Origin of the sequence: Kluyvera sichuanensis, from assembly GCF_040930405.1 — a bacterium.
Lineage (GTDB): Bacteria > Pseudomonadota > Gammaproteobacteria > Enterobacterales > Enterobacteriaceae > Kluyvera > Kluyvera sichuanensis.
In genome coordinates, this window is record NZ_CP162271.1 from 4,656,021 (window position 1) to 4,681,922 (window position 25,902).

At 54.4% G+C, this 25,902-nt stretch carries 25 protein-coding genes; 21 read left to right on the forward strand and 4 right to left on the reverse strand.

The features are described 5' to 3' along the window. The first annotated feature begins 67 nt into the window (after nt 1-67). From pyrH to tilS, 18 genes are all read left to right on the forward strand, one after another. Nucleotides 68-793, forward strand: a complete 726-nt coding sequence (gene pyrH / locus AB2B48_RS22145) for a UMP kinase (protein WP_185669221.1) — start codon at nt 68-70, stop codon at nt 791-793. 276 nt (nt 794-1,069) lie between these two features. After that, the gene (gene frr / locus AB2B48_RS22150; RefSeq protein WP_035891962.1) at nt 1,070-1,627 is read left to right on the forward strand and encodes a ribosome recycling factor; all 558 of its coding nucleotides are present in this window, start codon (nt 1,070-1,072) and stop codon (nt 1,625-1,627) included. Between the two features lie 169 nt (nt 1,628-1,796). Continuing rightward, nucleotides 1,797-2,993, forward strand: coding sequence for a 1-deoxy-D-xylulose-5-phosphate reductoisomerase (ispC, locus tag AB2B48_RS22155; RefSeq protein ID WP_368300238.1), 1,197 nt, complete (start codon nt 1,797-1,799; stop codon nt 2,991-2,993). A 237-nt stretch (nt 2,994-3,230) separates the two neighbouring features. Continuing rightward, nucleotides 3,231-3,989, forward strand: coding sequence for a (2E,6E)-farnesyl-diphosphate-specific ditrans,polycis-undecaprenyl-diphosphate synthase (ispU, locus tag AB2B48_RS22160; protein WP_368300239.1), 759 nt, complete (start codon nt 3,231-3,233; stop codon nt 3,987-3,989). Nucleotides 3,990-4,001: 12 nt separating this feature from the next. Beyond that, nucleotides 4,002-4,859: a phosphatidate cytidylyltransferase gene (cdsA, locus tag AB2B48_RS22165; protein WP_185669218.1), complete on the forward strand. Its 858-nt coding sequence runs from the start codon at nt 4,002-4,004 to the stop codon at nt 4,857-4,859. Between the two features lie 11 nt (nt 4,860-4,870). Then, complete coding sequence (gene rseP / locus AB2B48_RS22170) at nt 4,871-6,223, forward strand: sigma E protease regulator RseP (RefSeq protein WP_368300241.1); 1,353 nt, start codon at nt 4,871-4,873, stop codon at nt 6,221-6,223. Between the two features lie 31 nt (nt 6,224-6,254). Beyond that, nucleotides 6,255-8,663 carry an outer membrane protein assembly factor BamA gene (gene bamA, locus AB2B48_RS22175; protein ID WP_368300242.1) on the forward strand — a complete coding sequence of 803 codons (2,409 nt, stop codon included), beginning with the start codon at nt 6,255-6,257 and terminating at the stop codon, nt 8,661-8,663. 126 nt (nt 8,664-8,789) lie between these two features. Then, nucleotides 8,790-9,275: a molecular chaperone Skp gene (gene skp, locus AB2B48_RS22180; protein ID WP_035891968.1), complete on the forward strand. Its 486-nt coding sequence runs from the start codon at nt 8,790-8,792 to the stop codon at nt 9,273-9,275. A 3-nt stretch (nt 9,276-9,278) separates the two neighbouring features. After that, entirely contained in the window at nt 9,279-10,304 is a 1,026-nt protein-coding gene (lpxD, locus tag AB2B48_RS22185) for a UDP-3-O-(3-hydroxymyristoyl)glucosamine N-acyltransferase (protein ID WP_333011663.1), read from the forward strand. 103 nt (nt 10,305-10,407) lie between these two features. Further along, a complete protein-coding gene (gene fabZ, locus AB2B48_RS22190; RefSeq protein ID WP_004145858.1) occupies nt 10,408-10,863 on the forward strand; it encodes a 3-hydroxyacyl-ACP dehydratase FabZ in 456 nt (151 codons plus the stop codon). A gap of 3 nt (nt 10,864-10,866) precedes the next feature. Further along, on the forward strand, nt 10,867-11,655 hold the full coding sequence (gene lpxA, locus AB2B48_RS22195) for an acyl-ACP--UDP-N-acetylglucosamine O-acyltransferase (RefSeq protein ID WP_333011664.1): 789 nt from the start codon (nt 10,867-10,869) through the stop codon (nt 11,653-11,655). Continuing rightward, nucleotides 11,655-12,803, forward strand: coding sequence for a lipid-A-disaccharide synthase (gene lpxB, locus AB2B48_RS22200; protein WP_333499068.1), 1,149 nt, complete (start codon nt 11,655-11,657; stop codon nt 12,801-12,803). The genes lpxA and lpxB overlap by 1 nt, the downstream gene beginning before the upstream one ends. After that, nucleotides 12,800-13,396, forward strand: a complete 597-nt coding sequence (gene rnhB / locus AB2B48_RS22205; RefSeq protein ID WP_368300243.1) for a ribonuclease HII — start codon at nt 12,800-12,802, stop codon at nt 13,394-13,396. The genes lpxB and rnhB overlap by 4 nt, the downstream gene beginning before the upstream one ends. Before the next feature lie 36 nt (nt 13,397-13,432). Then, nucleotides 13,433-16,915 (forward strand): DNA polymerase III subunit alpha, encoded by a 3,483-nt coding sequence (gene dnaE, locus AB2B48_RS22210; protein ID WP_368300244.1) that lies wholly within the window; start codon nt 13,433-13,435, stop codon nt 16,913-16,915. Between the two features lie 12 nt (nt 16,916-16,927). After that, nucleotides 16,928-17,887, forward strand: coding sequence for an acetyl-CoA carboxylase carboxyl transferase subunit alpha (gene accA / locus AB2B48_RS22215; protein WP_220440826.1), 960 nt, complete (start codon nt 16,928-16,930; stop codon nt 17,885-17,887). A 105-nt stretch (nt 17,888-17,992) separates the two neighbouring features. Then, nucleotides 17,993-20,131, forward strand: a complete 2,139-nt coding sequence (ldcC, locus tag AB2B48_RS22220) for a lysine decarboxylase LdcC (protein ID WP_333011667.1) — start codon at nt 17,993-17,995, stop codon at nt 20,129-20,131. Between the two features lie 62 nt (nt 20,132-20,193). Then, the gene (locus AB2B48_RS22225) at nt 20,194-20,583 is read left to right on the forward strand and encodes a VOC family protein (protein WP_368300245.1); all 390 of its coding nucleotides are present in this window, start codon (nt 20,194-20,196) and stop codon (nt 20,581-20,583) included. A 63-nt stretch (nt 20,584-20,646) separates the two neighbouring features. Next, nucleotides 20,647-21,963: a tRNA lysidine(34) synthetase TilS gene (tilS, locus tag AB2B48_RS22230; RefSeq protein WP_368300246.1), complete on the forward strand. Its 1,317-nt coding sequence runs from the start codon at nt 20,647-20,649 to the stop codon at nt 21,961-21,963. A gap of 1 nt (nt 21,964) precedes the next feature. Here tilS and rof read toward each other — a convergent pair whose 3' ends face one another. Both rof and AB2B48_RS22240 read right to left on the reverse strand, forming a co-directional pair. Further along, nucleotides 21,965-22,225: a Rho-binding antiterminator gene (rof, locus tag AB2B48_RS22235; RefSeq protein ID WP_035891978.1), complete on the reverse strand. Its 261-nt coding sequence runs from the start codon at nt 22,223-22,225 to the stop codon at nt 21,965-21,967. Beyond that, nucleotides 22,212-22,412 (reverse strand): YaeP family protein, encoded by a 201-nt coding sequence (locus AB2B48_RS22240; RefSeq protein ID WP_035891979.1) that lies wholly within the window; start codon nt 22,410-22,412, stop codon nt 22,212-22,214. Before AB2B48_RS22240 ends, rof begins: the two co-directional genes overlap by 14 nt. 176 nt (nt 22,413-22,588) lie before the next feature. Between AB2B48_RS22240 and AB2B48_RS22245 the strand changes: the two genes are divergently transcribed. Genes AB2B48_RS22245 through nlpE form a run of 3 tightly spaced genes read left to right on the forward strand, consistent with a single transcriptional unit; the run spans nt 22,589 to nt 24,276 of the window. After that, the gene (locus AB2B48_RS22245) at nt 22,589-23,134 is read left to right on the forward strand and encodes a YaeQ family protein (protein ID WP_333011671.1); all 546 of its coding nucleotides are present in this window, start codon (nt 22,589-22,591) and stop codon (nt 23,132-23,134) included. Continuing rightward, complete coding sequence (gene arfB / locus AB2B48_RS22250) at nt 23,131-23,544, forward strand: alternative ribosome rescue aminoacyl-tRNA hydrolase ArfB (RefSeq protein ID WP_185669207.1); 414 nt, start codon at nt 23,131-23,133, stop codon at nt 23,542-23,544. Before AB2B48_RS22245 ends, arfB begins: the two co-directional genes overlap by 4 nt. Before the next feature lie 36 nt (nt 23,545-23,580). Beyond that, nucleotides 23,581-24,276 (forward strand): envelope stress response activation lipoprotein NlpE, encoded by a 696-nt coding sequence (nlpE, locus tag AB2B48_RS22255; protein ID WP_368300247.1) that lies wholly within the window; start codon nt 23,581-23,583, stop codon nt 24,274-24,276. A gap of 87 nt (nt 24,277-24,363) precedes the next feature. Here the strand turns inward: nlpE and fdnI are convergent, their stop codons facing one another. Beyond that, nucleotides 24,364-25,017, reverse strand: a complete 654-nt coding sequence (gene fdnI, locus AB2B48_RS22260) for a formate dehydrogenase-N subunit gamma (protein WP_368300248.1) — start codon at nt 25,015-25,017, stop codon at nt 24,364-24,366. Then, nucleotides 25,010-25,897, reverse strand: a complete 888-nt coding sequence (gene fdxH / locus AB2B48_RS22265; protein ID WP_368300249.1) for a formate dehydrogenase subunit beta — start codon at nt 25,895-25,897, stop codon at nt 25,010-25,012. The genes fdnI and fdxH overlap by 8 nt, the downstream gene beginning before the upstream one ends. Between the last annotated feature and the right edge of the window lie 5 nt (nt 25,898-25,902).

Genomic DNA, 25,902 nt, shown 5'->3' on the forward strand with positions numbered 1-25,902 from the left:
TCTGGCAAGGAACGCATGATGTCACCAGAATTTTTACCATCCCAATCGTGACACTCCAGGAAAGAAAATGGCTACCAACGCAAAACCTGTCTACAAACGTATTCTGCTCAAGCTTAGCGGTGAAGCATTGCAGGGGACTGAAGGCTTCGGTATTGACGCAAGTATTCTTGACCGCATGGCGCAAGAGATTAAAGAACTTGTTGAGCTGGGCATCCAGGTGGGTGTCGTCATTGGTGGTGGCAACCTGTTCCGTGGTGCGGGTCTTGCGAAAGCGGGTATGAACCGCGTTGTGGGCGACCACATGGGCATGCTGGCAACGGTAATGAACGGCCTGGCAATGCGTGACGCACTGCATCGCGCCTATGTGAACGCCCGCCTGATGTCAGCGATTCCGCTGAATGGCGTTTGCGACAACTACAGCTGGGCAGAGGCTATCAGCCTGCTGCGTAACAACCGCGTCGTGATTCTGTCCGCCGGTACCGGCAACCCGTTCTTTACCACTGACTCTGCAGCCTGCCTGCGCGGCATCGAAATTGAAGCCGACGTGGTACTGAAAGCAACCAAAGTTGACGGCGTGTTCACCGCTGACCCAGCAAAAGATCCGTCTGCCACCATGTATGAGCAGCTGACCTACACCGAAGTGCTGGATAAAGAACTGAAAGTCATGGATCTGGCGGCCTTTACGCTGGCTCGTGACCACAAATTGCCAATTCGCGTCTTCAACATGAATAAACCAGGCGCACTGCGTCGCGTGGTGATGGGCGAAAAAGAAGGCACTTTAATTACGGAATAATTTCCGTTGCGGCCATTTCCGGGTAAGATTCGCGTTTATCCGGCAGAATTGATTCATACTCTATGGATTTCGAGCTGCGGGAAGGCGGCAAGTGAGGGAATCCCGATGAGCTTACTCTAGTAAGTGATTCGGGTGAGCGAATGCAGCCAACGCCCCCGCAGCTTGAAAGACGACGAGTATATTCTGTGGCATGATTTAAACGAGACTATACTTAGCGCATTCATAGCAATGTGTCATTGTCTGGTCGACTGAGACTAGTTTTCAAGGATTCGTAACGTGATTAGCGATATCAGAAAAGATGCTGAAGTACGCATGGACAAATGCGTAGAAGCATTCAAAAACCAAATCAGCAAAATTCGCACGGGTCGTGCTTCTCCTAGCCTGCTGGACGGCATTGTCGTTGAGTATTACGGCACCGCTACCCCGCTGCGTCAGCTGGCAAGCGTCACCGTAGAAGATACCCGTACCCTGAAAATCAACGTATTCGACCGCTCTATGGGTCCTGCTGTTGAGAAAGCGATTATGGCGTCTGACCTCGGTCTGAACCCAAGCTCCGCGGGCACCGACATTCGCGTTCCGCTGCCTCCGCTGACCGAAGAGCGTCGTAAAGACCTGACTAAAATCGTCCGTGGCGAAGCTGAACAGGCGCGCGTTTCCGTGCGTAACGTTCGTCGTGATGCGAACGATAAAGTGAAGGCGCTGCTGAAAGACAAAGAGATCAGCGAAGATGACGATCGCCGTTCTCAGGAAGACGTACAAAAACTGACTGACGTTGCTATCAAGAAAATTGAAGCGGCGCTGGCTGAGAAAGAAGCGGAACTGATGCAGTTCTAAGCTGTGTAAGTTGTGCGATGAACGCCGTACAGGAAGCATTAGTGCTTTGCTGGCGGCGTTTTGCTTTTTACTCGTCGTCTTTCAAGCCGCAGGTGCGTTGGCTGCGCTCACTTACCGCATTCCCGCAGCTTGAAATCCATAGAGTAAATCTATCTATCCGGAATATCTCATGAAGCAATTAACTGTCCTGGGCTCAACGGGCTCTATTGGTTGCAACACGCTGGACGTGGTGCGTCACAACCGTGAACGTTTTGCGGTAACGGCGCTGGTGGCAGGTAAAAACGTCGAGCGGATGGTTGAACAGTGCCTGGAGTTTGCCCCTCGCTATGCGGTAATGGATGACGCGAAGAGCGCCGATGCGGTGAAGCTGGCGCTGCGTGAGCACGGCAGCCGTACGGAAGTGCTTTGTGGGCAGCAGGCGGCGTGTGATGTTGCGGCGCTTGATGAGGTCGATCAGGTGATGGCTGCCATCGTTGGTGCGGCGGGACTGCTGCCGACGCTCTCGGCTATTCGTGCAGGCAAAACCATCCTGCTGGCGAACAAAGAGTCACTGGTGACCTGCGGACGTCTGTTCCTGGAGGCGGTAAAAGCGCATCGCGCGCAGCTCCTGCCGGTTGATAGCGAGCATAACGCCATCTTTCAGAGTTTACCGCAAAGTTTTCAGTCCGACTTAGGGTACGCTGACCTTGAGCAGCATGGGGTGTCATCCATTCTGCTGACCGGGTCAGGTGGCCCGTTCCGTGAAACGCCAATCAGCGATCTCGGCGCAATGACGCCGGATCAGGCTTGCCGTCATCCGAACTGGTCGATGGGACGTAAAATCTCCGTCGACTCGGCCACTATGATGAATAAAGGTCTGGAATACATCGAAGCCCGCTGGCTGTTTAATGCTTCAGCTGAGCAGATGGAAGTACTGATTCATCCTCAGTCGGTGATTCACTCAATGGTGCGGTACCAGGACGGCAGCGTACTGGCGCAGCTGGGTGAGCCTGATATGCGGACGCCGATTGCCAATACTATGGCGTGGCCTCATCGCGTCGTTTCCGGCGCGAAGCCGTTAGATTTCTGCAAGATGGGCGCATTAAGCTTCTCCGAGCCGGATTATGCTCGCTACCCTTGTCTGAAGCTGGCGATGGAGGCTTTCGAGCAGGGGCAGGCGGCAACAACGGCGCTGAACGCGGCGAACGAAGTCTCAGTGGCGGCGTTCCTTGACGGCCAAATCCGCTTTACCGATATTGCCAACGTCAATCTGGCGGTGCTCAATCATCTTAACCACCGGGAACCGCAAAGTGTGGAAGAGGTGCTGGCGATTGATGCCAGGGCACGCGAAGAGGCGGCTACCCAGACGAAACTTTTCGTCAGGTAATGAGAGCCGAATCAGCATACAACCCGTCACGGCATTTGTTAGCATCTGGCTTCAGTGATATAGTCTGCGCCACCCAATTGCCGTGCGTTTTCGCCGGGGGGTTGGGAGAGCCGTGATTTAGCACGGCTTTTTTGCGAGACAAAGATACGTAAAATCATTCGGGCTTGCCTGGTGGATGGAGTGTATAGCTGTATTCCGGGGTACCACTCATCCCTTTTCATGGATTAAAAACGCGTTATGTTGTCTGCTAATCAACCAACCAGTGAGAATCAACCATCGCACGGTTGCCGTCATGTGGCGATCATTATGGACGGCAATGGTCGCTGGGCGAAAAAGCAAGGTAAGATTCGCGCCTTCGGCCATAAAGCCGGGGCGAAATCCGTGCGCCGTGCCGTATCCTACGCGGCTAGCAACGGTATAGAAGCATTAACGCTATACGCATTCAGCAGTGAAAACTGGAATCGCCCTGAGCAAGAGGTGAGTGCGTTGATGGAGCTGTTCGTCTGGGCGCTGGACAGCGAAGTGAAAAGTCTGCACCGTCATAACGTTCGGTTGCGGATCATTGGCGATACCCGTCGGTTTAATTCGCGCCTGCAGGAGCGAATCCGCAAAGCCGAAGCGCTGACGGAAAATAATACGGGGTTAACATTGAACATCGCGGCTAACTATGGCGGCCGATGGGATATTGTTCAGGGAGTTCAGCGCTTAGCCGAACAGGTTCAGGAAGGGGAGCTCCGCCCCGATCAAATTAGTGAAGAACTGCTGTCTCAGCAGATCTGCATGCATGAACTGGCTCCCGTTGATTTAGTGATTAGGACCGGGGGAGAGCATCGAATCAGTAATTTTCTTATCTGGCAAATCGCCTATGCTGAACTTTACTTTACTGATGTTCTTTGGCCCGATTTCGATGAACAAGACTTTGAAGGTGCGCTGCATGCTTTCGCCAATCGCGAACGACGTTTCGGTGGCACCGAGCCTGGTGGCGACAAGGCCTGATGGGGGTAGCTTTTGCTGAAGTATCGCCTGATTTCTGCATTAATCTTAATACCGGTTGTTATTGCAGCCCTATTTCTGCTGCCGCCCGGCGGCTTCGCTATTGTCACGCTGGTGGTTTGTATGCTGGCGGCATGGGAATGGGGGCAATTAAGCGGTTTCACCTCGCGGACACAACGCGTGTGGCTGGCGGTACTCTGTGGCCTGTTGCTAGCGGTGATGCTCTTCTTAATTCCGGAATATCACCATAATATCCATCAGCCGGTGGTAGAAACCTCGCTGTGGGCCTCCCTGATTTGGTGGGTGGTGGCCTTACTGCTGGTGCTTTCTTATCCTGGTTCCGCCGCTATCTGGCGCCAATCCAAAGCGCTGCGCCTGATTTTCGGCATCGTCACTATCGTTCCTTTCTTCTGGGGCATGCTGGCACTGCGTTCCTGGCATTATGATGAAAACCACTACAGCGGCGCGCTGTGGTTGCTTTACGTCATGATTCTGGTTTGGGGCGCGGACTCTGGCGCCTATATGTTTGGCAAGCTGTTTGGCAAGCATAAGCTGGCACCGAAAGTTTCTCCGGGGAAAACCTGGCAAGGATTCTTCGGCGGCCTGGTCACGGCGGCAATCATTTCCTGGGCCTATGGCCTGTGGGCAAATCTGGACGTCGCCCCATCCACACTGTTAACCTGTTCCATCGTGGCAGCGCTGGCCTCCGTTTTGGGCGATCTCACTGAGAGCATGTTCAAACGTGAAGCTGGTATCAAAGATAGCGGTCATCTGATCCCCGGTCACGGTGGCATCCTTGATCGCATTGACAGCCTGACGGCGGCGGTTCCGGTCTTCGCCTGCTTGCTGCTGCTAGTTTTCAGGACGATTTAACGGATGGACTTATGCTGAGCATTCTCTGGAACCTTGCCGCGTTTATTATCGCGCTAGGGATATTGATCACCGTACATGAATTTGGTCATTTCTGGGTCGCTCGGCGCTGTGGTATCCGTGTAGAGCGCTTTTCCATAGGCTTTGGTAAAGCGCTCTGGCGCCGCGTGGACAAACGCGGCACCGAATTTGTTATCGCCCTTATCCCGCTGGGCGGCTACGTCAAAATGCTTGATGAGCGCGTTGACGCGGTGGCACCCGAGATGCGCCATATGGCGTTTAATCACAAAACGGTCGGCCAGCGTGCCGCCGTTATTGCTGCCGGGCCTATCGCCAACTTCCTCTTTGCTATCTTCGCCTATTGGCTGGTGTTTATCATCGGCGTCCCGGCTGTTCGTCCGGTAGTTGGCGAAATAACCGCCAACTCCATCGCCGCAGAAGCACAAATTGCACCAGGCACGGAACTAAAAGCCGTCGACGGTATCGAAACGCCTGACTGGGATGCTGTGCGCATGGCGTTAGTGGCGAAAATTGGTGATGACAGCACCACCCTCACCGTAGCCCCTTTCGGCAGCGACCAGCGGCAGGATAAAATCCTTAATCTGCGTCATTGGGCGTTCGAGCCGGATAAGCAAGACCCGGTCACGACGCTCGGTATTCATCCTCGTGGTGCGCAAATTGAACCGGTGCTGTCGGAAGTGCAATCTGACTCTGCGGCGCGTAAAGCCGGTTTACAAGCAGGGGATCGGATCGTTACAGTCAACGGTCAACCGCTGACGCAGTGGATGACGTTTGTCACGCTGGTGCGCGACAATCCAGGCAAGGCATTACCGCTAGAGATCGAAAGGCAGGGGAGTCTCTTGTCTTTAACTCTGATACCGGATACAAAACACGGTAGCGGAAAAACAGAAGGGTTTGCAGGGGTAGTACCAAAGGTTATCCCGCTGCCTGAGGAATATAAAACAGTGCGCCAGTATGGGCCGTTCAGCGCTATCGTCGAAGCCACGGAAAAAACCGGGCAGTTGATGAAGCTGACCGTCAGTATGCTGGGAAAATTGATCACCGGTGACGTCAAACTGAACAACCTCAGTGGGCCGATTTCGATCGCCCAGGGGGCTGGGATGTCTGCGGAGTATGGGCTGATTTACTACCTGATGTTTCTTGCACTCATCAGCGTGAATTTAGGCATAATCAACCTGTTCCCGCTCCCTGTATTAGATGGGGGACACTTGCTGTTTTTAGCGATTGAGAAGCTGAAAGGCGGCCCGGTATCCGAGCGAGTTCAAGACTTTAGTTACCGCATCGGCTCGATCCTGCTGATGATGTTAATGGGGCTTGCACTTTTCAATGATTTCTCTCGGTTGTAAGAGAGTTAGTTAGGAAGAACGCATAATAACGATGGCGATGAAAAAGTTGCTTATAGCGTCGCTGCTGTTTAGCAGCGCAACCGTATACGGTGCTGACGGGTTCGTAGTGAAGGACATTCATTTCGAAGGCTTGCAGCGTGTCGCTGTTGGTGCGGCCCTTCTCAGTATGCCAGTACGTCCTGGCGATACCGTCTCTGATGATGATATCAGTAACACTATTCGCGCCCTGTTTGCCACGGGCAACTTTGAGGACGTTCGCGTTCTGAGAGACGGCGATGTGTTACTGGTGCAGGTCAAAGAACGCCCAACGATCGCCAGCATCACCTTCTCCGGCAACAAGTCGGTGAAAGATGACATGCTGAAGCAGAACCTTGAGGCTTCAGGTGTCCGTGTTGGTGAATCTCTCGACCGTACAACCCTGTCCGATATCGAAAAAGGACTGGAAGATTTCTACTACAGCGTCGGTAAGTACAGCGCGAGCGTGAAGGCGGTTGTTACGCCACTGCCGCGTAACCGTGTCGACCTGAAGCTGGTCTTCCAGGAAGGGGTTTCCGCCCAGATTCAACAGATCAACATCGTCGGTAACCATGCGTTCAGTACCGAAGATCTGATCTCAACCTTCCAGCTGCGCGACGAAGTGCCGTGGTGGAACGTGGTCGGCGATCGTAAATACCAGAAACAGAAGCTGGCGGGTGACCTTGAAACCCTGCGTAGCTACTACCTGGATCGCGGTTACGCCCGTTTCAACATCGATTCCACGCAGGTGAGCCTGACGCCGGACAAAAAAGGCATCTACATCACCGTTAACATCACCGAAGGCGACCAGTACAAACTGTCTGGCGTGCAGGTGACGGGTAACCTGGCGGGGCATTCGGCTGAAATTGAAGGCCTGACCAAGATTGAACCAGGCGAGCTCTATAACGGCGCGAAAGTGACCAAAATGGAAGATAACATTAAGAAACTTCTTGGTCGCTACGGCTACGCGTATCCACGCGTACAGTCTCAGCCTGAAATCAACGACACGGATAAAACCGTTAAGCTGCATATCAACGTTGATGCGGGTAACCGTTTCTACGTGCGTAACATTCGCTTTGAAGGCAACGACACCTCGAAAGATTCCGTTCTGCGTCGCGAAATGCGCCAGATGGAAGGGGCGTGGCTGGGCGGTGATTTAGTAGACCAGGGTAAAGATCGTCTGAACCGTCTGGGCTACTTTGAAACCGTCGACACCGAAACCCAACGCGTGCCGGGCAGCCCGGATCAGGTGGATGTGGTTTACAAGGTGAAAGAGCGTAACACCGGTAGCTTCAACTTCGGTGTGGGCTACGGTACGGAAAGCGGCGTGAGCTTCCAGGCAGGCGTTCAGCAGGATAACTGGTTAGGTACCGGTTACTCTGTTGGTATCAACGGTACCAAGAACGACTACCAGACCTATACCGAGCTTTCTGTGACCAACCCGTACTTTACGGTGGATGGTGTTAGCCTTGGTGGCCGTCTCTTCTACAATGACTTTAAAGCGGATGATGCTGACCTGTCGTCCTATACCAACAAAAGTTATGGTGTAGACGGTACGCTGGGCTTCCCGATTAACGAATACAACTCACTGCGTGCGGGCCTGGGCTACGTCCACAACGACCTGTCCAATATGGAACCGCAGGTGGCGATGTGGCGTTATCTGAATTCAATCGGTCAGAACCCGGGTACGACTAGCGACAATAACGGGTTTACGGCAGATGACTTCACCTTTAACTACGGTTGGACCTATAACCGACTCGACCGCGGCTACTTCCCGACGGACGGCTCGCGCGTCAACCTGAACGGTAAAGTCACTATTCCGGGCTCCGATAACGAGTTCTATAAAGTTACGCTGGATACGGCATCCTATTTCCCGCTGGATGACGATCACAAGTGGGTGGTTCTGGGTCGTACCAAGTGGGGCTACGGTGACGGTTTAGGCGGTAAAGAGCTGCCGTTCTATGAGAACTTCTATGCCGGTGGTTCCAGTACCGTGCGTGGTTTCCAGTCCAACACCATTGGTCCGAAAGCGGTCTATAACGGTGGCCCAGGATTGGATAACTGCGATCAGAAGAGTGGCACCTACTGCCAGTCCGACGATGCGGTCGGTGGTAACGCCATGGGTGTGGCCAGCCTTGAGCTGATCGTCCCAACGCCGTTTATCAGCGATAAATACGCGAACTCGGTGCGTACTTCATTCTTCTGGGATGCGGGTACCGTTTGGGATACAAACTGGAATCCTTCAGGACTTCCAAGCAGTATTCCTGACTACAGCGATCCGAGTAATATCCGTATGTCCGCGGGTATCGCATTACAATGGATGTCCCCATTAGGGCCGTTGGTCTTCTCCTACGCCCAGCCGTATAAGAAATACGAAGGAGACAAATCCGAGCAGTTCCAGTTTAACATTGGTAAAACCTGGTAATTGCTCTTTGCAAAGGAATGCAAGTTCAGTGTAGTTTTGCTGGCATTAGGCGATAGCGTCAAGGTGGCTTCGGCCACCAAAAGAACAGTACCCTCGGGTACATATGGGATGGTAAGGAGTATTATTGTGAAAAAGTGGTTAGTCGCTGCAGGTCTGGGTTTAGCAATGGCTGCATCTGCTCAAGCAGCAGACAAAATTGCAATTGTTAATATGGGTAGCCTGTTCCAGCAAGTTGCACAGAAAACTGGCGTTTCCAGCACCCTGGAAAACGAATTCAAAGGCCGTGCTGGCGAACTTCAGCGCATGGAAGGTGACCTGCAGTCTAAAATGCAGCGTCTGCAGTCTATGAAAGCAGGTGCCGATCGCACCAAGCTGGAAAAAGACATCACTTCCCAGCGTCAGACTTTCTCCCAGAAAGCACAGTCCTTTGAACAGGACCGTCAGCGTCGCACCAACGAAGAACGTGGCAAACTGGTTACTCGTATCCAGACTGCTGTGAAATCCGTTGCTGCCAGCCAGAGCATTGACCTGGTTGTTGATGCTAACGCCGTTGCATTCAACAGCAGCGATGTGAAAGACATCACCGCTGATGTACTGAAACAGGTTAAATAAGTAATGCCTTCAATTCGACTGGCTGACTTAGCTCAGCAGTTGGATGCGGAATTACACGGTGATGGCGATATCGTCATCACCGCTGTCGCGTCCATGCAATCCGCTAAAGCGGGTCAAATCACGTTTCTGGTTAACCCTAAGTACCGTGATCACCTGTCTGCGTGCGAAGCGTCGGCGATTGTCCTGACGCAAGATTTACTGCCTTTTGCCAAAGGCGCTGCGCTGGTAGTGAAGAATCCCTACCTGACTTACGCACGCATGGCTCAAATTTTAGATACCACGCCACAACCGGCGCAGGATATCGCCCCGAGCGCGGTGATTAGCCCGTCTGCGGTACTCGGTAACAACGTCTCCATCGGCGCGAATGCGGTGATTGAGTCTGACGTTGTGCTGGGCGATAACGTTGTGATTGGGGCGGGGTGTTTCGTTGGTAAAAAAACGAAAATTGGCGCGGGTTCACGTCTGTGGGCTAACGTCACCATTTACCATGAAGTCGAGATCGGTGAGAATTGCCTGATCCAATCCAGCACCGTGATCGGCGCGGATGGTTTCGGCTATGCCAACGATCGTGGCAACTGGGTGAAGATCCCTCAGCTTGGTCGCGTCATTATTGGCGATCGCGTAGAGATCGGCGCCTGTACGACGATTGACCGCGGTGCGCTTGATGACACGCAGATCGGCAACGGTGTTATCATTGATAACCAGTGCCAGATTGCGCACAACGTGGTGATTGGCGACAATACCGCGGTTGCAGGCGGTGTTATCATGGCCGGTAGCCTGAAAATTGGTCGTTATTGCATGATTGGCGGTGCCAGCGTCATCAACGGCCATATGGAAATTTGCGACAAAGTGACAGTAACCGGTATGGGCATGGTCATGCGTCCTATTACCGAACCAGGCGTTTACTCGTCGGGTATTCCGCTCCAGCCTAATAAGGCATGGCGCAAAACTGCCGCACTGGTGATGAATATTGATGAAATGAGCAAGCGTCTCAAAGCAGTAGAACGCAAGCTTGATAATCAAGACTAATTTTCATCTGTATCGCATGATACTTTCCGGCCTGTCGGCATTCTTGTAATCCGGCAGGCCGTGTTATTATTGCCCCTTAGTATATTTTGACAGGAAGAGTATTTTGACAACTGACACTCATACTCTGCACATTGAAGAGATTTTAGAACTTCTGCCACACCGTTACCCGTTCTTACTGGTAGACCGCGTGCTGGATTTTGAAGAAGGTCGTTTTCTGCGCGCAGTGAAAAATGTTTCCGTAAATGAGCCGTTTTTCCAGGGCCACTTCCCTGGCAAACCGATTTTACCGGGCGTGCTGATTCTGGAAGCAATGGCGCAGGCAACAGGTATTCTGGCGTTTAAAAGCGTTGGTAAACTGGAGCCGGGCGAGCTGTACTACTTTGCTGGCATCGACGAAGCGCGCTTCAAGCGTCCTGTTGTGCCTGGCGATCAGATGATTATGGAAGTCACCTTCGAGAAAACTCGCCGTGGCCTGACTCGCTTTAAAGGCGTTGCGCTGGTAGACGGTAAAGTGGTTTGCGAAGCGACGATGATGTGTGCGCGTAGCCGGGAGGCCTGATCCGTGATTGATAAAACCGCCTTTATCCATCCTACCGCCATTGTGGAAGACGGTGCCGTTATCGGCGCTAACGCCCACATTGGCCCGTTTTGTATTGTGGGGCCAAACGTCGTTATCGGCGAAGGCACCGTACTGAAGTCTCACGTTGTTGTTAACGGCCATACCACTATTGGGCGTGATAACGAGATCTATCAGTTCGCCTCTATCGGGGAAGTTAACCAGGATCTGAAATATGCTGGTGAACCAACTCGCGTGGAAATTGGCGATCGCAACCGCATTCGCGAAAGCGTCACCATTCACCGTGGCACGGTACAGGGCGGTGGATTGACGAAGGTGGGCAGCGATAACCTGCTGATGATCAACGCCCACGTGGCGCACGATTGCACCGTAGGTAACCGCTGCATCCTGGCCAATAACGCGACCCTCGCAGGCCACGTATCGCTTGATGATTTCGTTATCATCGGCGGCATGACCGCCGTGCACCAGTTCTGCATTATCGGTGCGCACGTGATGGTTGGCGGCTGTTCTGGCGTTGCTCAGGACGTTCCTCCGTACGTTATTGCTCAGGGCAACCACGCGACGCCGTTTGGCGTCAACATCGAAGGCCTGAAGCGCCGCGGCTTTAGCCGAGAAGCGATCACCGCGATCCGCAACGCCTATAAAGCGTTGTACCGCAGTGGCAAAACGTTGGACGAAGCTAAACCGGAAATCGCCGAACTGGCGAAGCAGTATCCGGAAGTTCAGCCATTTAGCGATTTCTTCGCCCGCTCTACGCGTGGCCTGATTCGTTAATGACTGAGCAGCGTCCGCTAACGATTGCCCTGGTCGCCGGAGAAACCTCCGGCGATATTCTTGGTGCAGGTCTGATTCGCGCCCTCAAGGCGCGAGTTCCCAACGCCCGTTTTGTTGGCGTTGCGGGCCCACGTATGCAGGCTGAAGGTTGCGAAGCCTGGTACGAAATGGAAGAGCTGGCGGTGATGGGCATCGTTGAAGTGCTGGGGCGACTGCGTCGTCTGCTGCACATCCGCGCCGATCTGACCAAACGCTTTACCGATCTCAAGCCCGACGTCTTTGTCGGCATTGATGCCCCCGATTTCAATATCACTCTTGAGGGCAACCTTAAGAAGCAGGGAATCAAAACCATTCACTACGTCAGCCCGTCTGTCTGGGCCTGGCGACAGAAACGCGTCTTCAAAATTGGCAGAGCCACCGACCTGGTGCTCGCATTTCTGCCTTTTGAAAAAGCGTTTTATGACAAATTTAACGTCCCGTGCCGCTTTATCGGTCATACCATGGCGGATGCCATGCCGCTCGATCCGGATAAAAATGCCGCGCGGGATACGCTGGGCATTGCCCACGACGTGCACTGCCTGGCGCTGTTACCCGGTAGCCGCGGTGCTGAAGTGGAAATGCTCAGCGCTGACTTTTTAAAAACCGCGCAGCTTTTGCGTCAGCAGTATCCTGACCTTGAGGTTGTGGTCCCGCTGGTGAATGCAAAGCGTCGCGAACAGTTTGAACGTATCAAGGCCGAAGTGGCACCGGATCTCTCCATCCATATGCTGGACGGCATGGCGCGTGAAGCGATGATCGCCAGCGATGCCGCGCTGCTGGCCTCCGGGACGGCGGCGCTGGAGTGCATGCTGGCGAAATGCCCGATGGTCGTCGGCTATCGTATGAAGCCGTTCACCTTCTGGCTGGCTCAGCGTCTGGTGAAAACAGACTATGTTTCCCTGCCAAACCTGCTCGCCGGCCGTGAACTGGTGAAAGAACTGTTGCAGGACGAATGTCAGCCGCAGGCGTTAGCCGACGCGCTGCAACCACTGCTGGCAAACGGTAAGACCAGCCACGCGATGCACGATACGTTCCGCGACCTGCACCTGCAAATTCGCTGCAATGCGGATGAACAGGCGGCAGATGCGGTGCTGGAGCTTGCACAATGATTGAATTTGAATATCCCCACACCCATTTAGTGGCGGGTGTGGATGAAGTGGGCCGTGGCCCGCTGATTGGCGCGGTGGTGACGGCAGCGGTCATCCTCGACCCTGCGCGTCCGATTGTTGGCCTGAACGACTCCAAAAAGCTGAGCGAAAAACGTCGCCTGGCGCTGTTTGATGAAATCAAAGAGAAAGCGCTGTGCTGGAGTCTTGGTCGCGCGGAGCCGCATGAAATCGACGAACTGAATATCCTGCATGCCACCATGCTGGCGATGCAGCGCGCCGTTGCTGGGCTCGCTATCCCGCCGGAATATGTGCTGATCGACGGCAACCGCTGCCCGGCGCTGCCAATGCCGTCTATGGCGGTAGTGAAAGGCGATAGCCGAGTGGCGGAAATCAGCGCCGCGTCTATTCTCGCTAAAGTCACGCGAGACGCCGAAATGACCGCGCTGGATAAAGTGTTCCCGCAGTACGGTTTTGCCCAGCATAAGGGCTATCCAACCGCCTTCCATCTGGAAGCGCTGGCGCAATATGGCGCTACCGAGCATCATCGACGCAGCTTCGCTCCCGTCAAACGTGCACTGGGACTTGCGTCCTGATTCGTGTGTCGTGAATAAGTAAACCGGAATCTAAAGATGGCTGAACCACGTTTCGTGCACCTGCGGGTGCATAGCGACTACTCCATGATCGATGGGCTGGCAAAAACCGGGCCGCTGGTGAAAAAGGCGGCCGCGCTTGGCATGCCTGCGCTGGCGATCACCGATTTTACTAACCTGTGCGGCCTGGTGAAGTTCTACGGAGCGGGCCACGGTGCCGGGATCAAGCCGATCGTTGGCGCGGATTTTAACGTGCAGAGCGAGCTGTTCGGCGACGAACTTACCCATTTAACGGTGCTGGCGGCCAATAATACTGGCTACCAGAACCTGACGCTGCTGATCTCCAAAGCCTACCAGCGCGGCTACGGTGCGGCGGGTCCGATCATCGATCGTGACTGGCTGGTTGAGCTGAAAGAGGGGCTGATTTTGCTCTCTGGCGGCCGTATGGGCGACGTCGGACGCGGCCTGCTGCGCGGTAATATGGCGTTGGTGGATCAGTGCGTTGATTTTTATGAAGAACATTTCCCAAACTGCTATTTCCTCGAGCTGATTCGTACCGGCCGCCAGGATGAAGAATCTTACCTGCATGCGGCGGTAGAGCTGGCGGAAACGCGCGGCCTGCCGGTGGTGGCGACCAACGATGTGCGCTTCCTCGAGCCGGGCGACTTCGATGCGCACGAAATCCGCGTCGCCATCCACGATGGTTTTACCCTCGACGATCCGAAACGTCCGCGTAACTACTCTGCGCAACAGTATATGCGCAGCGAAGACGAGATGTGCGAGCTGTTCTCAGACATCCCAGAAGCGCTGGAAAACACCGTTGAAATCGCCAAACGTTGTAACGTCACGGTGCGTCTGGGCGAGTACTTCCTGCCGCAGTTCCCGACCGGCGATATGACCACTGAGGACTTCCTCGTCGTCAAATCACGCGAGGGCCTGGAAGAGCGTCTGGCATTTCTGTTCCCCGATCCGAAAGTGCGCGAAGAGAAGCGCCCGCCGTACGATGAACGTCTGGAGATAGAACTTAAAGTTATCAACCAGATGGGCTTCCCCGGCTACTTCCTGATCGTGATGGAATTTATCCAGTGGTCGAAAGATAACGGCGTGCCGGTTGGGCCGGGGCGTGGTTCCGGTGCCGGTTCTTTAGTGGCCTATGCGCTGAAAATTACCGACCTCGATCCGCTGGAGTTTGACCTGCTGTTCGAACGCTTCCTTAACCCGGAGCGTGTCTCGATGCCCGACTTCGACGTCGACTTCTGTATGGAGAAACGTGACCAGGTTATCGAACACGTGGCGGAAATGTACGGCCGTGATGCGGTATCGCAGATCATCACCTTCGGTACTATGGCGGCGAAAGCGGTTATCCGCGACGTAGGCCGCGTTCTGGGCCACCCGTACGGCTTTGTTGACCGTATCTCGAAGCTGGTGCCGCCCGATCCGGGAATGACGCTGGCGAAAGCTTTTGAAGCTGAACCGCAGCTGCCGGAAATTTACGAGGCGGATGAAGAGGTTCGCGCGCTGATTGATATGGCGCGTAAGCTGGAAGGTGTCACCCGAAACGCCGGTAAACACGCCGGTGGCGTGGTGATCGCACCGACCAAAATTACCGACTTTGCGCCGCTGTACTGCGATGAGCAGGGTCTGCACCCGGTTACCCAGTTTGATAAGAACGACGTCGAATACGCCGGGCTGGTGAAGTTCGACTTCCTCGGCCTGCGTACGCTCACCATCATCAACTGGGCGCTGGAGATGATCAACGCCCGGCGTGAGCGTAACGGCGAGCCGCCGCTGGATATCGCGGCTATTCCGCTCGACGATAAGAAAAGCTTTGATATGCTGCAGCGCTCGGAGACCACCGCGGTCTTCCAGCTTGAATCCCGCGGCATGAAAGACCTGATTAAACGTCTGCAGCCTGACTGCTTCGAAGATATGATCGCACTGGTGGCCCTGTTCCGCCCGGGTCCGCTGCAGTCGGGGATGGTAGATAACTTTATCGACCGTAAACACGGGCGTGAAGAGATCTCTTACCCGGACGTGCAGTGGCAGCATGAATGCCTGAAGCCGGTGCTGGAACCCACGTATGGCATCATCCTGTATCAGGAACAGGTCATGCAGATTGCCCAGGAGCTTTCCGGCTATACCCTCGGCGGCGCGGATATGCTGCGTCGTGCAATGGGTAAGAAAAAGCCGGAAGAGATGGCCAAGCAGCGCGGCACCTTTGAAGAAGGGGCGAAAAGTCGCGGCGTTGACGGCGAACTGGCGATGAAAATCTTCGACCTGGTAGAGAAATTCGCCGGTTACGGGTTTAACAAATCGCACTCCGCTGCGTATGCTTTAGTCTCCTATCAGACGCTGTGGCTGAAAGCGCACTATCCCGCTGAGTTTATGGCAGCGGTAATGACCGCCGATATGGATAACACCGAGAAGGTGGTTGGTCTGGTGGATGAATGCTGGCGAATGGGGCTAAAAATCCTGCCGCCGGATATCAATTCCGGTTTATATCATTTCCACGTTAATCATGACGGGGAAATCGTGTATGGTATCGGCGCGATTAAGGGCGTGGGTGAAGGCCCAATTGAAGCGATCATCGAAGCGCGTAATAACGGCGGCTACTTCCGCGAGCTGTTTGACCTTTGTGCGCGCACCGATACCAAAAAGCTCAACCGCCGGGTGCTGGAAAAATTGATTATGTCCGGGGCGTTCGACCGCCTTGGCCCACACCGCGCCGCGCTGATGAATTCGCTGGGCGATGCGTTAAAAGCAGCTGACCAGCACGCGAAAGCGGAAGCCATTGGTCAGGCGGATATGTTCGGCGTGTTGGCCGAAGAGCCAGAGCAAATTGAGCAGTCCTATGCGAACTGCCAACCTTGGCCTGAACACACGGTACTGGAAGGTGAGCGGGAAACGTTAGGCTTATACTTAACGGGTCATCCGATTAACCAGTATCTCAAAGAAATTGAGCGCTATGTCGGCGGCTATCGCCTGAAAGACATGCATCCGACAGAACGTGGTAAAGTGACCACGGCTGCGGGGCTCGTGATTGCTTCAAGGGTTATGGTCACCAAGAGAGGCAATCGTATCGGTATCTGCACCCTGGATGACCGATCCGGACGGCTAGAAGTGATGTTATTCACCGAAGCCCTGGAAAAATACCAGCATCTGCTGGAAAACGACCGCATACTTATCGTCAGCGGACAGGTCAGCTTTGATGACTTCAGCGGCGGCCTTAAAATGATGGCCCGCGAAGTGATGGACATTGACGAAGCCCGGGAAAAATACGCTCGCGGGCTTGCTATCTCGCTGACGGACAGGCAAATTGATGACCAGCTTTTAAACCGACTCCGTCAGTCTCTGGAACCCCATCGTTCGGGAACCATTCCAGTACATCTCTACTATCAGAGGGCGGATGCACGTGCGCGGTTGCGTTTCGGTGCAACCTGGCGTGTCTCTCCGAGCGATCGTTTACTCAACGATCTGCGTGGCCTCATCGGTTCGGAGCAGGTGGAACTGGAGTTTGACTAATACAGGAATACTATGAGTCTGAATTTCCTTGATTTTGAACAGCCGATTGCAGAGCTGGAAGCGAAAATCGATTCTCTGACTGCGGTTAGCCGTCAGGATGAGAAACTGGATATTAATATCGACGAAGAAGTGCATCGTCTGCGTGAAAAAAGCGTAGAGCTGACGCGCAAAATCTTTGCCGATCTCGGCGCATGGCAGGTAGCCCAACTGGCGCGCCATCCGCAGCGCCCGTACACCCTGGATTATGTCCGCCTGGCGTTTGATGAATTTGACGAACTGGCGGGCGATCGCGCCTATGCTGACGATAAAGCTATCGTTGGCGGTATCGCACGTCTGGACGGTCGTCCGGTGATGATTATTGGTCATCAGAAAGGTCGCGAAACCAAAGAGAAGATTCGCCGTAACTTCGGTATGCCGGCACCTGAAGGCTACCGTAAAGCCCTGCGTCTGATGGAGATGGCAGAGCGCTTCAACATGCCTATCATTACCTTCATCGACACCCCGGGTGCTTACCCTGGCGTGGGCGCAGAAGAGCGCGGTCAGTCCGAAGCTATCGCACGCAACCTGCGTGAAATGTCTCGTCTGAGCGTACCGGTTATCTGTACCGTTATCGGCGAAGGCGGCTCCGGCGGCGCGCTGGCTATCGGTGTGGGCGATAAAGTGAATATGCTGCAGTACAGCACCTATTCCGTTATCTCTCCGGAAGGCTGTGCGTCCATTCTGTGGAAGAGCGCCGACAAAGCACCGCTGGCAGCAGAAGCTATGGGCATCGTTGCGCCGCGTCTGAAAGAGCTGAAGCTTATCGACTCTATCGTTCCAGAACCGCTGGGCGGCGCACACCGTAACCCAGAGGTAATGGCGGCATCCCTGAAGGCACAGCTGCTGGCTGACCTTGCGGATCTCGACGTGCTGAGCAAAGAAGATCTGCTGAACCGTCGCTATCAGCGCCTGATGAGCTACGGCTACGCCTAACGATTTCGTTAAGACCTTGCTGAAAAGGGCCACAGTTTGTGGCCCTTTTTTATTGTCTGCGTTCTACCTGCGCTATGATGGGTAAAGGATTTCCAGGAGGAACGCATGAATATTATCGCCATTATGGGCCCGCACGGCGTTTACTACAAAGACGAACCGATTAAGGAGCTGGAAGGTGCGCTGCTGGCGCAAGGCTTCAAAATTATCTGGCCACAGAACAGTGCCGACCTGCTGAAGTTTATTGAGCACAACCCGCGTATCTGTGGGGTGATTTTTGACTGGGACGAATACAGCGTTGATCTCTGCGGCGAGATCAATCAGCTTAATGAATATCTACCGCTCTACGCTTTTATCAATAACCACTCGACGATGGACGTTAGCGCACACGACATGCGCATGGCGCTGTGGTTCTTTGAGTATGCGCTGGGTCAGGCCGACGATATCGCCACGCGCATTCGGCAGTACACCGACGAATACCTCGATAACATCACGCCGCCGTTCACCAAAGCGCTGTTTACCTATGTTACAGAAGGTAAGTACACTTTCTGTACGCCGGGGCATATGGGCGGGACGGCCTACCAGAAAAGCCCGGTGGGCTGCCTGTTCTATGATTTCTTCGGTGCCAATACCCTGAAGGCTGACGTGTCGATTTCTGTCACCGAACTGGGCTCACTGCTGGATCATACCGGGCCGCACCTTGAAGCCGAAGAGTATATCGCCCGCACCTTTGGCGCCGAGCAGAGCTATATGGTGACCAACGGTACCTCAACCTCGAACAAAATTGTCGGCATGTACGCCGCGCCGAGCGGTAGTACGCTGCTGATTGACCGTAACTGCCACAAGTCGCTGGCGCATCTGCTGATGATGAACGACGTTGTGCCGCTATGGCTGAAGCCGACGCGCAATGCGCTGGGGATCCTTGGCGGCATTCCGAAGCGCGAGTTTACCCGCGACAGCCTGCAGCAGAAGGTGAACAGCACCGATGGCGCCGAGTGGCCGGTGCACGCGGTGATCACCAACTCCACCTACGACGGCCTGCTGTATAACACCAACTGGATTAAACAGACGCTGGATGTACCGTCGATTCACTTCGACTCGGCCTGGGTGCCCTATACCCATTTCCACCCGATCTATCAGGGCAAAAGCGGCATGAGCGGCGAGCGGGTGCCGGGCAAGGTTTTCTTCGAAACCCAGTCCACGCACAAGATGCTGGCGGCGCTGTCACAGGCCTCTTTAATCCACATTAAGGGTGACTACGACGAAGACACCTTCAACGAAGCCTTTATGATGCACACTTCCACTTCGCCAAGCTATCCGATCGTTGCCTCGATAGAGACGGCGGCGGCCATGCTGCGCGGTAACCCCGGTAAACGACTGATCAACCGATCGGTGGAACGCGCGCTGCATTTTCGTAAAGAGGTTCAGCGCCTGCGCGAAGAGTCGGACAGCTGGTTCTTTGATATCTGGCAGCCGGAAGCCATCGACGAAGCAGAATGCTGGCCGGTGTCACCTGGTGAAGAATGGCACGGCTTTAGCGATGCTGACGCCGATCATATGTTCCTCGACCCGGTGAAGGTGACGATCCTGACGCCAGGGATGGATGAACAAGGCAATATGAGCGACGAAGGGATCCCCGCCGCGCTGGTGGCGAAATACCTCGATGAGCACGGCGTAGTGGTGGAAAAAACCGGGCCGTACAACCTGCTGTTCTTATTTAGCATTGGGATCGATAAAACTCGCGCGATGGGGCTGCTGCGTGGGCTCACCGAGTTTAAGCGCGCCTACGATCTTAACCTGCGGGTCAAAAATATGCTGCCGGATCTCTACGCCGAAGACCCGGACTTCTATCGCAATATGCGTATTCAGGATCTGGCGCAGGGGATCCACCGCCTGATTCGCCAGCACGATCTCCCGCGTTTGATGCTGCGTGCCTTTGACGTGCTGCCGGAGATGAAGCTCACCCCGCATCGGGCGTGGCAGAAACAGATCAAAGGCGAGGTGGAAACGGTAGCGCTGGAAGATCTGGTGGGGCGCGTCTCGGCCAATATGATCCTGCCGTATCCGCCGGGCGTACCGCTATTGATGCCGGGTGAGATGATCACCGAAGAGAGCCGTTCGGTACTCGATTTCCTGCTGATGCTCTGCTCCGTTGGGCGACATTATCCTGGCTTTGAGACCGATATTCACGGTGCAAAACGCGATGAAAATGGCGTCTACCGTGTGAGAGTCCTAAAAAACCATTGAGGGGTTGCGTGATAACGTCCAGCGCGAGTAACGTGCTGATAAACGGTTAACGGAGACAAACGATGTTGGGATTAAAGCAGATTCATCACATTGCCATTATTGCGGCCGATTACGCTAAGAGTAAGTCCTTCTACTGCGACATTCTGGGCTTTACGCTGCAAAGCGAAGCGTATCGGGAAGCGCGTGATTCATGGAAAGGCGACCTGGCGCTAAACGGGCAGTATGTGATTGAGCTGTTCTCCTTCCCGTTTCCGCCAGCGCGTCCAAGCCGTCCGGAAGCCTGCGGTCTGCGTCATCTGGCGTTTAGCGTCGATGACATTGATGCGGCGGTGGCGCACCTTGAGGCGCACGGCGTGGCTTGTGAAGAGATCCGTATCGACCCGTTTACCGATAAGCGTTTTACCTTTTTCAATGATCCAGACGGTCTGCCGCTGGAGTTCTACCAGCAGTAAGGCTTGCCACTGAGCGCCCGGCCCGGTAACGTGCCGGGCTATATCTCCCATTACGATATCGCTATGACATCATCTTCGATCGCGCAACGACTCTCACCGCACCGCCAGTTTCTGGTGGCGTTCAGCGGTGGCCTCGACTCAACGGTGCTGTTGCACCAATTGGTCTGCTGGCGACGGCAGGAGCCAACGGTATCGCTGCGCGCGATCCATATTCACCACGGTATTAGCCAGAACGCCGATAGCTGGGTAAAACACTGTCAGCAGGTCTGCGCGCAATGGCAGGTGCCGCTGGTGGTGGAGCGGGTGACACTGGCGCAGAGTGGCATTGGGCTGGAAGCGGAAGCCAGAACCGCGCGCTATCAGGCGTTTCGCGAGGTGCTTATGCCGGGCGAAGTGTTGGTCACTGCACAGCATCTGGACGATCAAAGTGAAACCCTGCTGTTAGCGCTTAAACGCGGCAGCGGGCCCGCCGGACTTTCGGCGATGCCAACGCATATGGCGTTTGGCGATACGCAGCTCATTCGCCCGTTGCTACAGGAAACGCGTGCGGCGTTGCTGCAGTGGGCACAGACGCATGCGCTGACGTGGATTGAGGATGAGAGCAATCAGGACGACGCCTACGACCGCAATTTCCTGCGTCTACGCGTCCTGCCGTTACTCAATGGCCGCTGGCCCCACTTTGGCGAAGCGGCGGCCAGAAGCGCGGCGCTCTGCGGTGAACAGGAACAGTTGCTGGATGAACTTCTGGCGGATGAGCTTGCTCGGCTGCGTACGGATGCCGGGACGTTGACCATCGAACCGATGATGGCAATGAGCGCGCCAAAACGGGCGGCGATTTTGCGCCGCTGGCTGGCGTGGCACGGTGCGCCGATGCCTTCGCGTGAGATGCTCGCGCGGGTATGGCAGGAGGTAGCGCTGGCGCGGGAAGACGCGACGCCTTGCCTGCGTCTGGGCAACTTCGAGATTCGCCGCTATCAGCAGCAGCTGTGGTGGGTGAAGGCGCTTGAGGGGCAAACGGAATCGGTTCTGGAATGGGCTGACCGAACAATGCCGCTGGCGCTGCCGGGGGAACTCGGTGAGCTGCACTGCATCGCCGGAGGCGATATTCGCCCACCGCAGGCAGATGAACCGGTTTCCGTGCGGTTTAAAGCGCCTGGGATGCTGCATATTGTCGGGCGCCACGGCGGCCGTAAGCTAAAGAAAATCTGGCAGGAACTGGGCGTGCCGCCCTGGCTGCGCGATACCACGCCGTTGTTGTTTTATGGTGAAACGCTTATTGCGGCTGCCGGTGTCTTTGTGACGGTCGACGGGGCGTGTGAAGCAGGTAAGGGCATAGCGCTGAGGTGGGATAAAACGGGCAGCGACGCCGCCCGTGATTGAATCATGATTCGCTAACGACCACCGTCCCGATTTCGGGGTGGCTGAAGCTGGTAATACGGTCGAGGCGCAGTTCGCGCAGTTCACCCGCGCTATCGACGACCAGATATTCCACGTTCTTACGCGATAACAGATCATGAGCCTTGGCTTGCAGCACTTCGCCGTCTTTCAGCTCCAGTGACAGGACGAGGTGGTGCTGGCAGGCGAGCTCAAGATTGTCATAGTCATCACAATTGATGGGTTGATAAGTATCATTCATCGACATAATCGCTCACCAGTAAGTTTGCCGCCGCATATGCGGCTTTTTCCCTGATTGATTCGGAAATGGCATTATCCGCCGCAACATCGTTCAACACTTTCAGTACACAACCTAGCGCATCCGGGATATACCCCAAATCACCGCTCGCAATCTCTGCGTAGCGTTGACGAATCAACTCACAATAGTTGCCCACGTGCCCTCCTGTCTGCGCTTCAATAAGCCTATGAAGATAATCTCTGTTTAGCAAGGTGACTATATCATACTCATTTAAGCATTATCAGCGGGATGAGTGACGGCGGATGCAATTCAGGACAGCCTTTTGGCCCTGATTTCGCTACAATGAGCCCCATTTTTCGCAGGAGTGAAGTCATGGCGCTGAAAGCAACAATTTATAAAGCGGTGGTGAATGTCGCGGATCTCGACCGCAACCAGTTTCTGGACGCGTCGTTAACGCTGGCTCGCCATCCTTCCGAAACCCAGGAGCGTATGATGCTGCGCCTGCTGGCGTGGATTAAGTACGCGAATGAACGTCTGCAGTTTACCCGTGGGCTCTCTTCTGAAGACGAGCCGGAAGTGTGGTTACGTAACGATCACCTTGGCATCGATCTGTGGATTGAACTGGGTCTGCCGGACGATCGTCGGATTAAAAAAGCCTGCAGTTTGTCTCAGGAGGTGGCGTTGTTCACCTACAATAGTCGTGCTGCGGAAATCTGGTGGCAGCAGAACCAGAACAAGATGGCGGGCTTTAAAAACCTGACGGTCTGGTACCTCGACGACGAACAGTTGGCGAAGCTGAGCGCCTTTGCCGAACGTACTATGACGCTACAGGCGACGATTCAGGAAGGCGCGATCTGGCTTTCTGACGCTCAGAATAATCTGGAAATTCATCTGACGCCGTGGCAACTGCCGGCATGATTGTCATCTCCCGGCAGGTGAGTATTCCGGACACGGAGTTGACGATTACCGCCATCCGGGCGCAGGGGGCGGGCGGTCAGCACGTGAATAAGACCTCAACGGCAATTCACCTGCGTTTTGACATCCGGGCCTCCAGCCTGCCAGAGTATTATAAAGAGCGCCTGCTCGAAGCCAGCCACCACTTAATTTCTGCCGATGGTGTGATTATTATTAAGGCGCAGGAGTACCGCAGTCAGGAAATGAACCGTGAAGCGGCGATAGCTCGCCTGGTTTCGGTTATCCAGACGCTGACCGCAGAACAAAAAAGCCGACGACCAACGCGCCCAACCCGGGCATCGAAGGAGCGGCGGCTAACGTCGAAAGCGCAAAAATCTTCAGTGAAAAACTTGCGCGGTAAAGTTCGCTATTAAGCCGGACGTGGATGTAATAAGAATAAGGAATTGAGGGTGAAAAAAGCGATATTGGCCATTGCGGCCACGGGGATGCTGTTTGGGCTTTTCGGATGCAACCATTCGGAAGTGAATACGCTAAAACCGACTCAAGCGGCTGAATTAACGCCGATGCAGCAAAGCTGGCGTGGCGTTATCCCTTGCGCCGACTGCGAAGGTATTGAAACCTCGCTGTTCCTTGAGAAAGACGGTACTTGGGTGATGAACGAACGCTACCAGGGCGTGAGTCGTGAGCCATCTTCGTTTGGTTCTTACGGTACCTGGGCGCGCACCGCCGATAAGCTGGTGCTGACCGACAGCGAAGGCGAGAAGTCTTACTATCGCGCGAAGGGCGAAAAGCTGGAGATGCTTGACCGCGAAGGTAATCCGATCGAGTCAAAGCTTAACTACACGCTGGAACCGGTGAAAGCGAGCCTACCAACCACGCCGATGGCGATGCGCGGAATGTACTTCTATATGGCCGATGCGGCCACCTTCACCGATTGTGCTACCGGTCAGCGCGTGGCGGTAGCCAATAACGCGCAGCTGGAACGTGATTACGCCGCCGCACAGGGCAGCGACAGCAAGCCGATTCTGCTGGTGGTGGATGGGCACTTTACCGTTGAACCGAATCCGGATACCGGTGCGATGGTGAAAACGCTGGCGACCGATAAAAACGCGAAGTTTGTCGCGGGTAAAGGTTGTGCAAATTAACGCTATCTAAAAAAGTTCCGGCTCGCTGTGCACGAGGGGCATAGTAAAAGAAAACCGCACCTGTAAAGGTGCGGTATATATGGCAGGCTATGACATTTTTTGGTTTTGCGTCTCTTGCTCAGCAGCCTCAATCTCACGATACCAGCGCGGATGATGTTTTTTCGCCCAGCGTCGGCTGACCTTGCCGGCAATCATGCCTTCGATGGATCCTTTTACCCAGAAGGCCATATACATATGTATCAGAATGGCGTGGATCAGCACGATAGCGGCAGTCGCATGGATAAGCAGGCTCCAGCGTACTACGGTAATCGGAAAATAGTGCGCGAAATAAGGCCGCCACATAATCACGCCGGTGACTAATAACACGAAGATCAGGCTCATGATGCTCCAGAACATCATTTTCTGTCCGGCGTTATATTTGCCGACATCCGCGACTTTATGCTCATTTCCCTTCAGTACCTCAACGATACCCTTAATCCAGGGAAGATCCTGTTTATCGGGAATATTGTGGTGTACAAAACGAACAAACATAAATATCAATACGACGAAGATCATCACCCCAAAGAACGGATGGAGAATCCGTCCCATCTGAGGTGTACCAAAGGTTTCGGTAAGCCATTGCAGCGTCGGGAAGAAAAGCGCAATACCGGAAAGTGACACCAGGAAGAAACTGATCACGACCGTCCAGTGACAGGCCCGATCGATGAATCGGGTGCGCAAAATCATTTTGCTTTTACTCATGACCATTCTCCTCTTCATCATCATCTGTCTCTTTGTTTGGTCCAATGCCCACGTAGTGGTAAATAAGCCCGGCAAAGGTGACGATAAATCCGGCGGCGGAGAGTGGTTTGAGGATCCCTTTCCACAGGTTCACCGGCGTGGCGATTTTTGGATCGTCCGGCAGGTTGTGGTACAGCGACGGCTGGTCTGCATGATGCAGTACGTACATGACGTGGGTGCCGCCAACCCCCTTCGGGTTGTATACGCCCGCGTGGGCGTAACCACGTTTTTTAAGCTGCATTACGCGGGCCTCCGCCGCATTCAGCATCTCTTTTTTCGTGCCAAACTGAATAGCTCCGGTCGGACAGGTTTTTACACAGGCCGGTTCCTGACCCACGCTGACCCTATCAACGCAAAGCGTGCACTTGTAGACACGGTTATCCTCAGGATTCAACCGTGGGATATTGAATGGACATCCCGCAATACAGTAGCCGCAACCAATACAGTGTTCAGACTGGAAATCGACAATACCGTTGGCGTATTGAATAACCGCTCCGGCAGATGGGCAAGCTTTCAGGCAGCCGGGATCGGCGCAGTGCATACAGCCATCTTTGCGGATAAGCCACTCCAGTTTGTCATTCTGGGTGGTTTCACTAAAGCGCATTACCGTCCAGGCCTTGGCGCTGAGATCGGTCGGATTGTCGTAGACACCGTTGCAGTAGCCCACTTCATCGCGAATGTCGTTCCACTCTGAGCAGGCAACCTGACAGCCTTTACAGCCAATACAGGTCGAGACATCAATCAGTTTTGCTACTTCAGCACGGTAATCCCTGGCCTGAGGCGGCGGCGTAATGCTGTTGGTTGCCGAGCGTTTGATAATATCTTGTGATTGCATAGACATGATTC

Coding starts and splice junctions, on each gene's coding strand:
- pyrH (WP_185669221.1), top strand. CDS start 68: ATGGCTACCAACGCAAAACCTGTCTACAAACGTATTCTGCTCAAGCTT.
- ispC (WP_368300238.1), top strand. CDS start 1,797: ATGAAGCAATTAACTGTCCTGGGCTCAACGGGCTCTATTGGTTGCAAC.
- ispU (WP_368300239.1), top strand. CDS start 3,231: ATGTTGTCTGCTAATCAACCAACCAGTGAGAATCAACCATCGCACGGT.
- rseP (WP_368300241.1), top strand. CDS start 4,871: ATGCTGAGCATTCTCTGGAACCTTGCCGCGTTTATTATCGCGCTAGGG.
- bamA (WP_368300242.1), top strand. CDS start 6,255: ATGGCGATGAAAAAGTTGCTTATAGCGTCGCTGCTGTTTAGCAGCGCA.
- lpxD (WP_333011663.1), top strand. CDS start 9,279: ATGCCTTCAATTCGACTGGCTGACTTAGCTCAGCAGTTGGATGCGGAA.
- lpxB (WP_333499068.1), top strand. CDS start 11,655: ATGACTGAGCAGCGTCCGCTAACGATTGCCCTGGTCGCCGGAGAAACC.
- rnhB (WP_368300243.1), top strand. CDS start 12,800: ATGATTGAATTTGAATATCCCCACACCCATTTAGTGGCGGGTGTGGAT.
- dnaE (WP_368300244.1), top strand. CDS start 13,433: ATGGCTGAACCACGTTTCGTGCACCTGCGGGTGCATAGCGACTACTCC.
- accA (WP_220440826.1), top strand. CDS start 16,928: ATGAGTCTGAATTTCCTTGATTTTGAACAGCCGATTGCAGAGCTGGAA.
- ldcC (WP_333011667.1), top strand. CDS start 17,993: ATGAATATTATCGCCATTATGGGCCCGCACGGCGTTTACTACAAAGAC.
- AB2B48_RS22225 (WP_368300245.1), top strand. CDS start 20,194: ATGTTGGGATTAAAGCAGATTCATCACATTGCCATTATTGCGGCCGAT.
- tilS (WP_368300246.1), top strand. CDS start 20,647: ATGACATCATCTTCGATCGCGCAACGACTCTCACCGCACCGCCAGTTT.
- rof (WP_035891978.1), bottom strand. CDS start 22,225: ATGTCGATGAATGATACTTATCAACCCATCAATTGTGATGACTATGAC.
- AB2B48_RS22245 (WP_333011671.1), top strand. CDS start 22,589: ATGGCGCTGAAAGCAACAATTTATAAAGCGGTGGTGAATGTCGCGGAT.
- arfB (WP_185669207.1), top strand. CDS start 23,131: ATGATTGTCATCTCCCGGCAGGTGAGTATTCCGGACACGGAGTTGACG.
- fdnI (WP_368300248.1), bottom strand. CDS start 25,017: ATGAGTAAAAGCAAAATGATTTTGCGCACCCGATTCATCGATCGGGCC.
- fdxH (WP_368300249.1), bottom strand. CDS start 25,897: ATGTCTATGCAATCACAAGATATTATCAAACGCTCGGCAACCAACAGC.